Raw genomic sequence first — 15646 nt, forward strand, 5'->3', positions numbered from 1 at the left:
CGCAGGCGAGACCCCGGGGCCTTCAGCCTGCGCGAACGGTCTGCACGAAATGCCGGTGCACGCGCTCGTCGCCGTGGACCAGTTCCGGGTGGAAGCTGGTGGCGAGCACGCGCCCCTGCTGAACCGCGACGATCCTACCGGCGGCGGCCGGGTCGCCTGATGCGCGCGGGGTGACCTCGGCCAGCACCCGCACCTGCGGGCCGATGCGCTCCACCCACGGGGCGCGGATGAACACCGCGTGCACCGGGCCGTCGACCCCGGCGAAGTCGAGGTCGGCCTCGAACGAATCGACCTGCCTGCCGAACGCGTTGCGCCGCACGGTCATGTCGAGCGCGCCGAGCGGCGTGATGCCCGCTTCGGCACCGCCCAGCACCTCACCGGCCAGCAGCACCATGCCCGCGCAGGAACCGTAGGCGGGCAGGCCGTCGGCGATCCGCTGCCGCAGCGGTTCGAACAGCTCGAAGGAGTGCAACAACCGGCTCGTGGTCGTCGATTCCCCGCCGGGCAGCACGATGCCGTGCAGGTCCGCGAGTTCCTCGGGCCTGCGCACGGGTTTGGCGACCGCGCCGCTGCGGTCGAGGGCGCCGAGGTGTTCGGCGACGCCGCCCTGCAGGGCGAGCACGCCGATGACGGGAGCCGCCGCACCATCCATCACGAGTTCTCCGTTCCTGAGTTCGGCGGGGCCGCTCGACCGGCCCCGACCCGATGGGCCGCCCACCTGCGCTCCGGCGAGGTGCCCGCCTCCCCGACGGCGCGAGCGGCCCACTCGACCGCGCTGCCCGGTCGAATGGGCCGTTCACCTGGTCCGGGGCCGCGTCACCAGCCGCGCTGGGCGTAGCGCTGGTCCGCCGGGAGGGAGTCGACGTTGAGGCCGACCATCGCCTCGCCGAGCCCGCGGGACACCTTCGCGATCACGTCCGGGTCGTCGTAGAAGGTCGTCGCCTTCACGATCGCCTCGGCGCGCTTGGCCGGGTCGCCGGACTTGAAGATGCCGGAGCCGACGAAGACGCCTTCGGCGCCGAGCTGGCGCATCATCGCCGCGTCCGCCGGGGTGGCGAGCCCGCCCGCGGTGAACAGCACGACCGGGAGCTTCCCGGCGGCGGCGACCTCCTTGACCAGGGCGACCGGGGCGCGCAGCTCCTTCGCCGCCGCGTACAGCTCCTCTCCGTCGAGCTGTCCGAGCCTGCGGATCTCGGCCCGGATGGAGCGCATGTGCCGGGTGGCCTCGACGACGTTGCCGGTGCCGGCCTCGCCCTTGGACCGGATCATGGCGGCGCCCTCGGCGATGCGGCGCAGGGCCTCGCCGAGGTTGGTGGCGCCGCAGACGAACGGGACGGTGAAGTTCCACTTGTCGATGTGCAGCGCCTCGTCTGCGGGGGTGAGCACCTCGGACTCGTCGATGTAGTCGACGCCGAGGGACTGCAGCACCTGGGCTTCGACGAAGTGGCCGATGCGGGCCTTGGCCATCACGGGGATGGAGACGGCCTGGACGATGCCCTCGATCATGTCCGGGTCGGACATGCGGGCGACGCCGCCCTGGGCGCGGATGTCGGCCGGGACCCGCTCCAGGGCCATCACGGCGACGGCCCCGGCGGCTTCGGCGATCTTCGCCTGCTCCGGGGTCACCACGTCCATGATCACCCCGCCTTTGAGCATCTCCGCCATGCCGCGCTTCACTCCGTCGGTGCCGGTGGCCTGGGCGGTGGCTGCGGTGTCGGTCACGGTCTGCCTTCCCTCGGGGGTCCGGCGCGGCGGCGTGCCGCGCTCTCCCCTCCGACGCTAGGCCGCAACTGGACCACTTCCACGGTCCACTTACCCCTGTTCTCAGTAGTCCACTTCGCGATCGGCGCCGGTGAACGGCATTGCACGCGACGTCACCCGGGTGTGTGATCGGGGACACAACGACGTCCGAGGGGGCAGCGATGGGCAGCAAGCAGACCGTTCCGGGGGTGCAGGCGCCCGCCCCCACCGATCCGAGCGGGATCCGCAACGTGGTCCTGGTGGGGCCGTCCGCGGCGGGCAAGACGACGCTGGTGGAGGCGCTGCTGGCGACGACCGGCACCATCCCGCGCTCCGGTTCGGTGGTGGACGGGACCACCGTGTGCGACCACGACAGCGCGGCCGTCGAGCAGCAGCGCTCGGTGGCCCTGTCGGTGGCGCCGCTGGACCACGACGGGCACAAGATCAACCTGATCGACACCCCCGGCTACGCCGATTTCGTCGGGGAGCTGCGCGCGGGCCTGCGGGCGGCGGACGCGGCCCTGTTCGTGGTGTCCGCCGAAGAGGGCGTGGACGCGGCGACCCGCGCCATCTGGCAGGAGTGCGCCCGGGTGCGGATGCCGCGCGCGGTGGTGCTGTCCCGGCTGGACCAGCACCGGGCCGATCCGGCCGCCGCGCTGGAGTCCTGCCGGGAAGCGTTCGGGGCCGGGGTGCTGCCGCTGCACCTGCCGCTGCGCGGGCCCGACGGCGGCACCACCGGCCTGGTCGGGGTGCTCACCGGCACCGTCTCGGGCACCGGCGCGGCGCGGGACTGCGAGCGGGAACGGGCCGAGCTGATCGAGGCGATCATCGCCGAGAGCGAGGACGAGTCGCTGATGGACCGCTACGTCGCGGGCGAGCGCATCGAGGAGCCGGTGCTGATCCGCGACCTGGAGACGGCGGTCGCGCGCGGCGGCCTGCACCCGGTGCTGCCGGTGTGCGCGGCCACCGAGCTGGGCCTGCCCGAGCTGCTGGACGGCGTGGTGCGCGGTTTCCCGTCCCCGCTGGAGCATCCCCCGGTGCAGGTCACCGACCCGCACGGCGGGAACCCGCGGGAGCTGCCCGCCGATCCGGCGGGCCCGCTGGTCGCGGAGGTCGTGCACACCTCGGTGGACTCCTATGTCGGACGGGTGTCACTGGCCAGGGTGTTCTCCGGGACGGTGCTGCCGGAGCGGGCGGTGCACGTGTCCGGGCACGGCATGGCCGAGCGCGGGCACCCGGACCACGACGAGGACGAGCGGGTCGCGCACCTGTACTCCCCGCTCGGCTCGGGGCTGCGCGAGGTCCCGCGCTGCGTGGCCGGCGACCTGTGCGCGCTGACGAAGCTCGGTTCGGCCGAGACCGGCGACACCCTGTCCGACCCGGGGAGCCCGCTGCTGCTGTCGCCGTGGCCGATGCCCGATCCGCTGCTGCCGGTCGCGGTCGTCGCGCGCACCCGCAGCGACGAGGACGCGTTGGCGCGGAACCTGAACCGGCTGGTCGCCGCCGATCCGAGCCTGCGGTTGCAGCGGGACGGCGAGACCCACCAGCTGGTGCTGTGGTGCACCGGCGAGGCGCACGCCGACGTCGTGCTGCAACGCCTCCGCGACGGCGGCGCGGAGATCGACACCGAGCCGCTGCGGGTACCGCTGCGCCAGACGTTCCGGCAGGCCGCGAAGGGTCACGGCAGCCACAAGAAGCAGTCCGGCGGGCACGGCCAGTTCGCGGTGTGCGACATCGAGGTGGAGCCCGCACCGCGCGGTTCCGGCATCGAGTTCGCCGACCGGGTGGTGGGCGGCGCGATCCCGAAGCAGTTCATCGCCAGCGTCGAGAAGGGCATCCGGGCGCAGGTGGAGCGCGGCCTGGAGGACGGCCTGCCGCTGGTGGACCTGAAGGTGACGCTGGTGGACGGCAAGGCGCACAGCGTCGACTCCTCGGACGCCGCCTTCCAGACCGCGGGCGCCCTGGCGCTGCGCGGCGCCGCCGAGCAGGCCGGGCTGGTCACGCTGGAACCGGTGGACGCGGTCGCGGTGTCCATCCCGGACGAGCACCTCGGCGTGATCCTCGGCGACCTGTCCAGCCGCCGCGGCAAGGTCGTCGGCACCGAACCGGAGGACACCGGCTGGACGGTGGTGCGCGCGCACGTCCCGGCCAGCGAACTCGCCCGCTATTCGATCAACCTGCGCTCGCTGAGCTCGGGCAGCGCCACCTTCACCCGCCACTTCGAGCGCTACGACCCGATGCCCACCTGACTCCCGGTTTCCCGGAACCGGTGGGACGGGCCGGTGGAGTCCGAGCCGGCTCCGCGGTCCCGGTTCAGCCGGCCGCGGGTTCCGGGTCGAGTTCGCCGTCGTCCTCGACCGGGGCCGGTTCGGTGCGGTCGGCGACCGGCTGGACGTTGAGCTGGGTCTGCGGGTTGCGGACGTAGGCCGCGGCCTGCTCCGGGGTGACGTGGTCGGCGATCAGGCCCCACGGGACCTTGCCGCCGGAGGACGGGTAGCGCATCCACACCGCGTACTCGTCGGCCTCGGTGATCGGGTGCGTGACCGGCGGGACCGGGTCGGCGGCGGACTCGGCTTCGGCCGCGTCGACGTCCCAGGCGGCAGTGTCCCGCAGGACCGCGACGGTCTCCGCCGGAACCGCGGAGGCCAGCGGGAACCAGTCGAACTGTCCGCTCGCCCAGGCCCGGATGCGGACGTCGTAGACCGCGTCGTCCGTCGAAGCCACCACGCCGCACCTCCGCTTGATCGAGCACTCGCGGCGAGCAGCCTAACCAGCGGCACCGACGGTTCCCGCACCCGCGTCGGCGGCCGTCACAGGCCCCGCACGAACGCCGCCCACGTCGAGCGCTCGAACAGCAGCGCCGGGCCGTGCGGGTCCTTCGAGTCCCGAACGCCGACGGCGGACCGAACCGAGGCCACTTCGACGCACTGCCCGCCGCCCTGACCGCTGCGGCTGCTCTTCCGCCACGCGGTCGCGCTCAAGGCGGCGACCTCGACGCAGTCCCCACCGTTCGGGCCGCTATAGCTGCTCTTGGCCCACGCAGCCGACTCCGGCTCGACCGCCCCGACCTCGATGCACTGCCCTCCGTTCGGGCCGCTGTAGCTGCTGCGCCGCCAAGCCGTGCCGCGCAGGCAGGTCGAGCTGGGAACGTGCCGACCGCATCTCATGCAGACCCCTCCGCCAGTTCGATCAGCAAAGCCCTTGAATCGTCCGGCGTCAGAGCGACCTCGCACAAGCATTCGAAGTCGTCCTGGAATCCCGCGACCTCGACCGGGTCCTCCAGGCACAGGCCTCCGCGCTGGCTCTCGACGTAGACGACTCCCGGGTCGTCCGCCCGCGGGAAGCCGAGCCAGCTGAAAGACCCGAGCTGGCCTCGGTGCGGGCCGGAGCTGAACGGCATCACCTGCAGCACCACCTGGGGATGCTCACCGGCCGCCACGAGATGGCGGAGCTGGTCGCGCATCACGCCCGGGCCACCGACCCAACGGTTCAGGACCGTCTGATCGATGATCCGTCCCACCAGCCCTTCTGCTTGGCGACCTCGGCCAGCCGGAGGTACCAGTCGATCCGCTCGGCCGGGACGCCGAGGAACGGGAGCATGATCTCCAGGTCCGGTGCGCTGATCGCGTTCCGCATGCTCTCCATGTGCGCGATCTTGCCTTGGCCGCAGCGGAGCCTGGCCGCGATGTCGCTCGCCCGCAACTGAGCCAGGCCCCACGCGGTCAAGCAGTTCCGCCAGACGGCGGGCTGTTCGTCGCCGGGGAGCTCGCTACGAGGAGCTCGTGCCCGCCTGAGCCGAGCGGGCGGCCGCGCGCAGGCGCTGCACGACGGTGAGCGCGGAGAGCGCCGCGAGCAGCCACACCGCCACGTCCAGCACGTACGGCACGCCGAGCCCGTGCAGCCCAGTGCCGACCAGCACGAGCACGAACCGCTCGGCCCGTTCGGCGAGACCGCCGTCGGCGCTGAGCCCGTTGGCCTCGGCGCGGGCCTTCACGTACGAGGTGACCTGCGCACCCACCAGGCACAGCAGCAGCCCGACGCCGAGCGGCCGGTCCCCGGCCACGACCAGCGCCCACCACACCAGCGCCCCGAACAGGGCGCCGTCGGCGATGCGGTCGCACCCGGCGTCGAGCACGCCGCCGAACGTGGAGGACCCGCCGCCCGCGCGGGCCATCGCCCCGTCGAGCACGTCGAACAGCAGGAACACGGTGACCACGACGGTGCCGGTGAACAGCTCGCCGCGGGGGAAGAACCACAGCGCGGAGGCGACGCTGGCGACCGTGCCGATGACGGTGACGGCGTTCGGTGTGAGCCCCGCCCGGACCAGCGCTGCGCCGATCGGGTGCGTCCAGCGGGAGATCGAAGCCCGCGCGAAGATGTTGAGCATCGCCTGTTCCGCCAGCCGCCTAGCGCACCGAATCCACGGTGCTCGTTCACCTGGCAGCGTATCCGTAGCCGAGGCGCTGATCGGACGGCAGGCGAGTCGCCACACCGCCGGTGAACCGCATCACACCCGGAATAGTTGAACGTTCAACACCGTTGCCCGGTCCAGCTGCCCGGTGCAGCAACCACCCGCACCACCGTTCAGGAGGACGCCACATGAGCACTGCCACCACGATCCCCGGTTACGTCGTCGGCACCTGGGACATCGACAGCGTGCACTCCGACATCGAGTTCACCCTGCGCCACCTGGGCGTCGGGCGCTCCCGCGGCCGCTTCGACGGCTTCAGCGGCGAGATCGTCACCGCCGAGAACCCGCTGGACTCCTCGGTGACCGCGGACATCGACCCGGCCACGATCAACACCGGCAACGGCGACCGCGACGCGCACGTGCGCAACAGCGACTTCCTCGACGTCGAGAAGTTCCCGAAGGCGGGCTTCCGCTCCACCGGCATCCGCCAGGACGGCAGCGACTACGTCATCGACGGCGAGTTCACCCTGCACGGCGTGACCAAGCCGGTGTCGCTGGCGGCCGAGCTCGGCGGCTTCACCGACAACGGCCAGGGCGGCACCCTGCTCGGCATCTCCGCCTCCACCACGATCAACCGCACCGACTTCGGCGTCGGCCCCGAGGGCGGCGCCATGCTGGGCGAGAAGGTCAAGATCACCCTGGAGATCGAGGCCAACCTCCGCGCCGAGTGATCACTCCCGAAGGCGGCGGAAGGCCGAGGACGCGGGGTGCGTCCTCGGCCTTCCTCCTGCTCGGACCGGCTCAGCGCCGTCGTTCCCCAGCCGGGAATCCACGGCGGCCGGGGACGGTTCACCACGCCTCCCGATCAATAAGGCTCGAACCGCCGTTCGACGGCGTCCTCCGGCATTCGCACGGCTGGAATACCGAGGTAATCGGCGATGCCCGGAACCTCATCGGGAAGGCCGCGGTTCGCACCGCCATCCCCTCGTAGCACGGCGGATTCGCCTTGGAGCGTCGTGCGGTCGCCCCGGAAGGTGTGCGGTCCGACGTGGCTCTCACCCGCAACGATCATGTACCGGCCACCCGCGTCCACCTGATCTGCTCGCACGGTGTTCGAGGCGAAGGTGTTCAGCATCGCCACCCGCTTGTGCGACGACCAGTCCGAGGCCACGTCCGGATCGGTGCCCTTGGACCTCTCCCTCTCAGCCAGGACCGTATCGATACCTCGAATCCGGATCCCTCCGATCCTCTTCACCCCGATCAACAACCGCAGCAGGGAGTCGTGGAGCCATCTGTCCTTGTACCGCTGGAGAAACGTGCCCAGACCACCGGTGGGGGTCGGCTCGGCGCCTTCCAGGTACTGGTCGATCAGCTCCTGATGTTCCGCGCGGAAGGATTCCAGGTAGATCACCCGCAGACCAGCGGATTTCGCCTCGCTGAGATTGCCGGCGAGGAATTCGAGGAACTTCTTGTCGTAGTGCGACTCACCGAGGACGAATCCATCCGCATCCGGATTCCGCAGGAGCGCTTCGAGGGCTTCGTCCGGCGATGAGTGATCCCGAGCGGCCACCGGGTTGGCAGCCGGATCAGCCCGGCCGGAACTCCACGCCTCGCGCACGGCCTCCTGCTGCAGCGCCGCGACCCGGTCGTCCTGCGCCGACCAGTGCTCGCCGGTCTCCGCTGATCTCCTCCCGTGGGCGGCGAGCGCGGCAGCACCGGTCAGCACGGAATCGATCGGACGAACACCGGGTTGCTTCACGAGCTCGGTCACGAGGTACGGGTACAGATCGCTGAGAACCCGGGGGTGGTGCGCGACCAGCACGCACCGGTCTCCGCGATCGAAGACCACCTTCGGATCCTCGAGGATTCCCGGACAGTTCCGCCCGACCGCAGTGATCATTTTTGCGAATTCGTCGTCAAGATCATCTCGGATCGGATCCTCTCGACCCGGCCCGCTGTCGGCTTGTTCACCTCTGAACCTCGGGGGGAACAGCTTCCAGGCTCTCCTCCTGCGCGGTTCGCGCGGCCGGGACGACTCCGGCTCCTCGGTCGACTCCGCCGCCTCGGACGGTTCCGGCGACCGGGGCCAGCCGACCACCAGAGAATTCCCCCGCGGCTGTTCCAGCACCCGATCCATGCCCCCGGCGGCTGCTCCTCCCACCTGGGCGACGCTTCCGGGTGCTGGTGCCGCACCTGCCGCGACCTGCTCACCGGTCTCCGCGCTGTGCGAGGAACCGGTCTGCCGTTGGACCGCGGTGACCGCTTCGGGCCGCGAGCCGAGCGCCTGCGTCACCGCGGCGTTGCCCGCCAGCCGCTGCATGTCCAGCAGCTCGGAAGCCGAACGCGGCTGCACTGGTGCCACCCGTCGCACCGCGGCATCCGCCGACCCGCGCGGCGCCCGAGCGATCCGGTGCTCGGGCGGGTGTTCGCGGTGCTCCATTCCGCCTCCTGAGGCCGCGTACGACGACCACTGTCGCGAACGCGGCCGCACCGCGGGCAGGTGCGGACAGTACGGGCACCGGGCAGCACACTTGCGCGAAAGGGCAGCGAGGCACCCGTCCGGGAACGAAGGAATTCAGCCCGGCCATGCCTCCGCGAGGAGGCGGCGGGTGTCGCCGAGGAGCTGGGGCAGCACCTTCGTGTGGCCGATGACCGGCATGAAGTTCGCGTCCCCGCCCCAGCGCGGCACCACGTGCTGGTGCAGGTGCGCGGCGATGCCCGCGCCCGCCACCGGCCCCTGGTTGAGGCCGATGTTGAACCCGTGCGGCGCCGACACCTGGCGGATCACCCGCATCGCGCGCTTGGTGAACGCCGCGACCGCCGTCGTCTCCTCGTCGGTGAGCTCCGTGTAGTCGGCGACGTGCCGGTACGGCAGCACCATCAGGTGCCCCGGGTTGTACGGGTACAGGTTGAGGATCGCGAAGACCAGCTCGTCGCGGGCCACGATCAGCGTGTCCTCGTCCGGCAGGCCCGACTCCAGCAACCGGCAGAACGGGCAGCCCTCGCTGGCCTCGCCCTCCGGCTTGTTCTCGCCCTGGATGTAGGCCATCCGGTGCGGGGTCCACAGCCGTTGCAGCGCGTCCGGCACGCCGGTGCCGCGCTGCTCCGAGAACTGGACCCCGCTGTCGTCGGAGGTCACGCCGACTCCGCCCCGGCCGCCAGCTCCCGCTGGAAGACCTCCGCGGTCGGCGAGGTGTTCTCGCGGCGCTCCACCCAGCGGCCGATCGCGGCCACCGCCTCCGCCACCGGCACCCCGTTGATCTGGGTGCCGTCGCGGAACCGGAACGACACCGCGCCGGCCTCCACGTCCTTGCCGCCGGCCAGCAGCAGGAACGGCACCTTCTGCGTGGTGTGGTTGCGGATCTTCTTCTGCATCCGGTCGTCGCCGTGGTCGACCTCGGCGCGAATCCCCCCGGCGCGCAACGACTTCACCACGTCGACGAGGTGGTCGGCGTGCTCGTCAGCGATCGGGATGCCCACCACCTGCACCGGGGACAGCCACGCCGGGAACGCGCCCGCGTAGTGCTCGGTGAGCACGCCGAAGAACCGCTCGATCGACCCGAACAGCGCCCGGTGGATCTTGATGGGCCGCTGCTTGGCGCCGTCCTTGCCGGTGTACTCCAGGTCGAACCGCTCCGGCAGGTGGTAGTCCACCTGGATCGTCGACATCTGCCAGCTGCGGCCCAGCGCGTCCTTCGCCTGCACCGAGATCTTCGGGCCGTAGAACGCGGCGCCGCCCGGGTCCGGCACCAGCTCCAGGCCGGAGGACTCGGCGGCCTCGCGCAGCGCCTCGGTGGCCACCCGCCAGCTCTCGTCGTCGCCGACGTACTTCTCGTCGTTGCGGGTGGACAGCTCCAGGTAGAAGTCCTCCAGGCCGTAGTCGCGCAGCAGGTCCAGCACGAACGACAGCAGCGACTTCAGCTCGTCCTGCAGCTGCTCCGGCATGCAGTAGATGTGCGCGTCGTCCTGGGTCATGCCGCGCACCCGGGTCAGGCCGTGCACCACGCCGGACTTCTCGTAGCGGTACACCGAGCCGAACTCGAACAGCCGCAGCGGCAGCTCCCGGTAGGAACGCCCGCGGGACCGGAAGATCAGGTTGTGGAACGGGCAGTTCATCGGCTTCAGGTAGTAGTCCTGGCCCGCCTTGCGCAGCACGCCGTTCTCGTCGCGCTCCTCGTCGAGGTGCATCGCCGGGAACATGCCGTCCTTGTACCAGTCGAGGTGCCCGGAGGTCTCGAACAAGGTGCCCTTGGTGATGTGCGGGGTGTTCACGAACTCGTAGTCCGCGGCCTCGTGGCGGCGGCGCGAGTAGTCCTCCAGCTCGCGGCGGATGATGCCGCCCTTCGGGTGGAACACCGGCAGCCCGGAGCCGACCTCCTCCGGGAACGAGAACAGGTCCAGCTCGGCGCCGAGCCTGCGGTGGTCGCGGCGCTCCGCCTCGGCCAGCCACTCCAGGTGCTCGGCCAGCGCCTCCTTCGACTCCCACGCGGTGCCGTAGACGCGCTGCAGCTGCTGGTTGTTCTGGTCGCCGCGCCAGTAGGCGGCGGCCACCCGGGTCAGCTTGAACGCGGGGATGAACTTGGTGTGCGGCACGTGCGGGCCGCGGCACAGGTCGCCCCACACGACCTCGCCGTGGCGGTCGATGTTGTCGTAGACGGTCAGCTCACCGGCGCCGACCTCCATCACCTCGCTGGTGTCGACCTCGTCCGCGCCGGACTTCAGGTCGACCAGCTCCAGCTTGTACGGCTCGTTCGCCAGCTCCTCGCGGGCGGCCTCCACCGAGTCGAGGCGGCGGCGGGAGAACTTCTGCCCGGACTTGATGAGCTGCTTCATGCGCTTCTCCAGCGCCTGCAGGTCCTCCGGGGTGAACGGGCGGTCCACGTCGAAGTCGTAGTAGAAGCCGTCCTTGACGGGCGGGCCGATGCCCAGCTTCGCGTCCGGGAACTGCTGCTGCACGGCCTGCGCCAGCAGGTGCGCGGCCGAGTGGCGGATGACGCTGCGCCCGGCCTCGGTGTCGGCGGCGACCGGTTCGACCTCCACGTCGGACTCCGGCGCCCACGCCAGGTCGCGCAGCTCGCCCTCCTCGTCGCGGACCACGACGATCGCCTGCGGGCCCTGGCCGGGCAGACCGGCTTCGGCGACGGCGGCGGCAGCGGTAGTGCCCGCCGGCACCTTCACCCTGGTGACCTGCTGGGCTTCGGGCGGCTGAACGGACACGATGACTCCTCGTGAAGGGCGGTCGCCGAGGAGGCGACCCGCGGATGAAACCGGCTGGTACTTGCCCCTTCGATGCTATCGGCCGCCCGCCACCCGATTTCCGCCCCTGCCCGGCGCGGACGGGTTCAGCCGAGATCACCTTCCGCGATCATCGCCTCGATCTCCATCGCGGAGGCGAGGCCGCCCGCGCACGGCCCGATCACGCCCTGCACGCCGAGCTTGCGCAACCGGTTCGCCTGCTCGATGGTGCGCACCCCGCTGCCGACGACGGCCAAGCCCAGCAGCTGGGCCGAACCGACCAGGCTGGACACCAGGTGCTCGTCCAGCGGGTCCGCCCCGTCCGGCGCGGCGAACGAGTCCAGGTAGCCGCCGGTGAGCCGCACCGCGCACAGCGGCAGCCCGCGCAGCCGCGCCACCTCGCGGTGGTCGTGACCGAAGTCGTGCACGCCCAGCGTCAGGCCCATCTCGGCGAAGATCTCCAACGCGTCGATCGGATCGCCGTACTGGTCGAACAGCGCCGCCTCCGGCACCCCGATGACCAGCTTGCTGGCCGGCAGCCCGCTGTCGGCGAGGATGCGGCGCATGTCGCCGACCAGCTCCGGGTCCCGCAGCTGCCGCGCCGACAGGTCCACGGCCGCCACCGGCCCCCGGTCGCCGAACCGCTCCTGCCAGTGCACGGCGTGCGCGCACACCTGCTCCAGCATCCAGGTGCCGAGCCGGGTGATCAGGCCGGTCTCCTCGGCCAGGCCGAGGAAGTCCTCCGCGTCGAGCTCGCCGAACTCCGGGTGGTCCCAGCGCAGGTGCGCCCGCACCCCGACCAGCGAGGCGTCGTCCCACCACAGCACCGGCTCGTACTCCACGTACAGCTCGTGCTCGTGCAGCGCGCTGGGCATCGCCGCCGACAGGTGGAAGCGCTCCTTGGCCGCCGCGTTGTGCTCCGGGTCGAACAGCGCCCATTGCGCCCGGCCCTCGTTCTTGGCGCGGTACAGGGTGATGTCGGCGTCCTGCAGCAGCTCGTCCGGCCCGGTGGCGGCGACCGCGGTCTCCACCACGCCGACGCTGGCGGAGGCGGTGAGCAGGTGGCCGCACACCGACACCGGGCGGGTCACCTCCGAGAGCATGTGCTCGACGATCTCCACCAGCCGCGCCGCGCCCTGCGAGTCGGGGACGAGCACCACGAACTCGTCGCCGCCCATCCGCGCCGCCAGCCCCGACTCCAGGGTGGCCAGCGCGTTGAGCCGTTGCGCCATCGCGCGCAGCAGCTCGTCCCCGACCGGGTGCCCGAGGCTGTCGTTGATCGCCTTGAACCCGTCCAGGTCGAAGTAGCACAAGCCGACCCGGCGGCCCGGGTACGCCGGTTCCAGCGCCGCGTCCAAGGTGGTCTTGAGCAGGGTTCGGTTCGCCAGCCCGGTCAGCGGGTCGTGGGTGGCCTGCCTGCGGAACTGCTCCTGGAGCATGTGCCGGTGGGTGATGTCCTCGTAGAGCAGCACCTGGTAGTCCGGCGCGCCGTGCGAGTCGCGCACCAGCGAGGCCGAGACCTGCGTCCAGATGTGCGCGCCGTCGGCGCCGCTGAGCCGCGTCTCGGACTGGAACCGGTCCACCTCGCCCACCGAGAGCGATTCGACGTTCTCCACCAGGTCGTCCACCCAGTCCGGGTCGGCGAGGTCGAAGACGCTGCGGCCCACCAGGTCCTGGCAGACCGGTTCGAAGATGCCCTCCATCGGGGAGTTGACCTCCTCGATGATGCCGTCGAGCGTGACGATCGCGATGCCCAGCGCGGAGGAGGTGAACACCGCGCGGAACGAGGCCTCGCTGGCGCGCAGCGCCTCCTCGGCGGCGTCCCTGGCCTGCAGCACGGCGCGCTTGATGACCTCCTGCTCGTCGAGGGTCTGCTCGCGCAGCTGCCCCGCGTAGGCGGCGGCGACGGCGCCCAGCACCGGCACCAGGTCACCGCGCCCGAACCGCGCGGACCGCAGCTCCGGCAGCCCGGAGCCGAGCACCCGCAGCGTGCGGTCCAGCGCGGCGGGACCGGTGAAGTGGATGCGCACCAGCCGCGCGCCGAGCTCGGCGGCGGCCTCCAGCAGCCGGTCCGCGTCGCCCGCGGCGTCCAGCAGCACGTCGAGCCGCTCCAGCAGGAAGTCCTCGATGTCGGCGCGCGCCATCGGTACGTAGCTGGTGCGGATGATCTCGCGGGTCCAGCGGCGGACCAGCGCGGCCCGTTCCGCCCCGGGGCCGTCGCCGGGCCCCTCGGAAGACTCCGTCATGACCCGGCACCGCCGATTCGGCCGCGGATTCCGCCATTTCCGAGGATTTCGGGACGACTGTTCGCGCATGGGCATATTCCCCGGAGGAATGAGGGCGGGATACCACCCCGGGCGCGGCGGGGGCGAGGCCCGCAACGGCCCGCGGGGCGCTCCGCGGGGTGGTGCTCGACGCGGTCGGCGGACCGCCGGGCGACGGCTCCCGGAGCGGGCCGGGACCGACGCCGCGCGGCGCGTTCTTCGAGGTGAACACCATCAGGCAGCCGTTCCGGCCGCTGGTGCATCGTTGCCTCCCGAGTGCCGGTGTCCACGATGGTCGACCCGACTAAAGTCGGTACTCTACAAGATCTTTTGAAGGTACAGGCACCAACGCCGAACGTGATCGTACTGTGACGGTCCGCGCCCGGTCATCCATCGATTTCGGGGACGCCACCCGGTCGAGCGAGAAGCGCTATGAGGCTTCTCACCGTCCGCATTCCGGGATTTCCGGTAAGGGGAACCTAAGCTGGAGGGTGGTCGGATCGCGCCGCGCGCGACGGGCACCCTAGAACGGAACGCCCGGCACCCGCCGCGGCACATCCACGACGGCCCGGGCCCACCCCCGGCGCCACCTTTGAAGTCGAGCAGGAGGACACGCATGACCCGCCCACTGCGAGTTGCGATCGTCGGGGCCGGCCCCGCCGGCGTGTACGCCGCGGACATCCTGACGAAATCCGAGACGCCAGTGGACATCGACCTGCTCGACCGGATGCCCGCCCCCTACGGGCTCATCCGCTACGGCGTCGCTCCCGACCACCCGCGCATCAAGGGCATCGTGAACGCGCTGCGGCGCATCATGGAGAAGCCGGAGATCCGCTTCCTCGGCGGCGTGAACTACGGCGAGGACATCAAGCTCGAACAGCTCCGGCACCACTACGACGCGGTGATCTTCTCCACCGGCGCCGACAAGGACCGGGCGCTGGACATCCCCGGCATCGACCTGGCGCACAGCCACGGCGCCGCCGACTTCGTCTACTGGTACGACGGCTACCCGGAGGCGACCCGCGACTGGACCTTGGACGCCAAGGAGGTCGCGGTCGTCGGTGCGGGCAACGTGGCGCTGGACGTGGCGCGGGTGCTCGCGAAGCAGGCCGACGACCTGCTCAGCACCGAGATCCCGGACAACGTCTACCAGGGCCTGAAGGACTCGCAGGTCACCGACGTGCACCTGTTCGCCCGCCGCGGTCCCGCGCAGGCCAAGTTCACGCCGCTGGAGCTGCGCGAGCTCGACCACCAGCCGGGCGTGGAGCTCATCGTGCACCCGGAGGGCTTCGAGCTCGACGAGGCCAGCGAAGAGGCCATCCGCAGCAACAACCAGGTCAAGACGATCGTCAAGACCTTCCAGGACTGGGCGCTGCGGGACCCGAAGAACGACACCCCGCGCCGGCTGCACTTCCACTTCCTGCGCGCGCCGGTCGAGGTGCAGGGCACCGACCGCGTCGAGGGCCTGCGCACCGAGATCATGGAGCTCACCGGCGACGGGAACGTGCGCGGCACCGGCGAGTTCGAGACGACCCCGGTGCAGGCGATCTACCGCGCCGTCGGCTACCTGAGCTCCCCGGTGCCGGACATCCCGTTCGACCACGGCACCGGCACGGTCCCCAACGACGGCGGTCGCGTGCTCGACCTCGACGGCGAGCACATCACCGGCGTTTACACCACCGGCTGGATCAAGCGCGGGCCCGTCGGCCTCATCGGCCACACCAAGGGCGACGCGCTGGAGACCATCGGCAACCTGCTGGACGACCTGGACTCGATGCCGACCGCCGAGGAGCCGGACCGCGAGAGCGTGCTGCGGCTGCTGGACGACAACGGCGTCCGCTACACCACCTGGGACGGCTGGAACCTGCTCGACGCGCACGAGCAGGCGCTCGGCGAGGCCCAGGGCCGCGAGCGCATCAAGGTCGTCGAACGCGACGACATGATCAACATCTCCCGCTCGGAGAGCTGATCCCACAACCCGAACGGGGCGCCGGAG

Annotated in this window: 14 protein-coding genes; 3 read left to right on the forward strand and 11 right to left on the reverse strand. The window is 71.3% G+C overall.

All coding sequences use genetic code 11. From position 1 onward, the window contains the following. Window positions 1-22 precede the first annotated feature (22 nt). Together pdxT and pdxS are read right to left on the reverse strand one after the other, a co-directional pair. Entirely contained in the window at window positions 23-652 is a 630-nt protein-coding gene (pdxT, locus tag LCD35_RS11240; protein ID WP_224956196.1) for a pyridoxal 5'-phosphate synthase glutaminase subunit PdxT, read from the reverse strand. A 164-nt stretch (window positions 653-816) separates the two neighbouring features. Then, window positions 817-1722, reverse strand: coding sequence for a pyridoxal 5'-phosphate synthase lyase subunit PdxS (pdxS, locus tag LCD35_RS11245; protein ID WP_225044139.1), 906 nt, complete (start codon window positions 1720-1722; stop codon window positions 817-819). A 200-nt stretch (window positions 1723-1922) separates the two neighbouring features. Between pdxS and LCD35_RS11250 the strand changes: the two genes are divergently transcribed. After that, window positions 1923-3989, forward strand: coding sequence for an elongation factor G-like protein EF-G2 (locus tag LCD35_RS11250; protein ID WP_225044140.1), 2067 nt, complete (start codon window positions 1923-1925; stop codon window positions 3987-3989). A gap of 64 nt (window positions 3990-4053) precedes the next feature. On the opposite strand, the gene LCD35_RS11255 is transcribed toward LCD35_RS11250, so the two are convergent. From LCD35_RS11255 to pgsA, 5 genes are all read right to left on the reverse strand, one after another. After that, a complete protein-coding gene (locus tag LCD35_RS11255) occupies window positions 4054-4464 on the reverse strand; it encodes a hypothetical protein (RefSeq protein WP_224956199.1) in 411 nt (136 codons plus the stop codon). Between the two features lie 86 nt (window positions 4465-4550). Further along, on the reverse strand, window positions 4551-4907 hold the full coding sequence (locus LCD35_RS11260) for a DUF397 domain-containing protein (RefSeq protein WP_224956200.1): 357 nt from the start codon (window positions 4905-4907) through the stop codon (window positions 4551-4553). After that, window positions 4904-5260 (reverse strand): DUF5753 domain-containing protein, encoded by a 357-nt coding sequence (locus LCD35_RS11265; protein ID WP_224956201.1) that lies wholly within the window; start codon window positions 5258-5260, stop codon window positions 4904-4906. The genes LCD35_RS11260 and LCD35_RS11265 overlap by 4 nt, the downstream gene beginning before the upstream one ends. Then, the gene (locus tag LCD35_RS11270) at window positions 5230-5385 is read right to left on the reverse strand and encodes a hypothetical protein (RefSeq protein WP_225044141.1); all 156 of its coding nucleotides are present in this window, start codon (window positions 5383-5385) and stop codon (window positions 5230-5232) included. The genes LCD35_RS11265 and LCD35_RS11270 overlap by 31 nt, the downstream gene beginning before the upstream one ends. A 124-nt stretch (window positions 5386-5509) precedes the next feature. Continuing rightward, window positions 5510-6127, reverse strand: a complete 618-nt coding sequence (gene pgsA / locus LCD35_RS11275; RefSeq protein ID WP_224956203.1) for a phosphatidylinositol phosphate synthase — start codon at window positions 6125-6127, stop codon at window positions 5510-5512. 212 nt (window positions 6128-6339) lie between these two features. On the opposite strand from pgsA, the gene LCD35_RS11280 reads away from it, so the two are divergent. Next, window positions 6340-6882: a YceI family protein gene (locus LCD35_RS11280; protein ID WP_224956204.1), complete on the forward strand. Its 543-nt coding sequence runs from the start codon at window positions 6340-6342 to the stop codon at window positions 6880-6882. Window positions 6883-7016: 134 nt separating this feature from the next. On the opposite strand, the gene LCD35_RS11285 is transcribed toward LCD35_RS11280, so the two are convergent. The 4 genes from LCD35_RS11285 to LCD35_RS11300 form a co-directional block, all read right to left on the reverse strand. Further along, entirely contained in the window at window positions 7017-8591 is a 1575-nt protein-coding gene (locus tag LCD35_RS11285) for a hypothetical protein (protein WP_225044142.1), read from the reverse strand. 135 nt (window positions 8592-8726) lie between these two features. After that, complete coding sequence (locus tag LCD35_RS11290) at window positions 8727-9200, reverse strand: HIT domain-containing protein (protein ID WP_224956223.1); 474 nt, start codon at window positions 9198-9200, stop codon at window positions 8727-8729. 86 nt (window positions 9201-9286) lie between these two features. After that, complete coding sequence (thrS, locus tag LCD35_RS11295) at window positions 9287-11329, reverse strand: threonine--tRNA ligase (RefSeq protein ID WP_224956224.1); 2043 nt, start codon at window positions 11327-11329, stop codon at window positions 9287-9289. Window positions 11330-11493: 164 nt separating this feature from the next. Next, a complete protein-coding gene (locus tag LCD35_RS11300; RefSeq protein WP_224956206.1) occupies window positions 11494-13632 on the reverse strand; it encodes a bifunctional diguanylate cyclase/phosphodiesterase in 2139 nt (712 codons plus the stop codon). 634 nt (window positions 13633-14266) lie between these two features. On the opposite strand from LCD35_RS11300, the gene LCD35_RS11305 reads away from it, so the two are divergent. Next, a complete protein-coding gene (locus LCD35_RS11305) occupies window positions 14267-15619 on the forward strand; it encodes an FAD-dependent oxidoreductase (RefSeq protein ID WP_224956207.1) in 1353 nt (450 codons plus the stop codon). The last annotated feature ends 27 nt before the right edge of the window (window positions 15620-15646 follow it).

Origin of the sequence: Saccharopolyspora sp. 6V, assembly GCF_020176785.1 — a bacterium.
GTDB lineage: Bacteria > Actinomycetota > Actinomycetes > Mycobacteriales > Pseudonocardiaceae > Saccharopolyspora_C > Saccharopolyspora_C gregorii.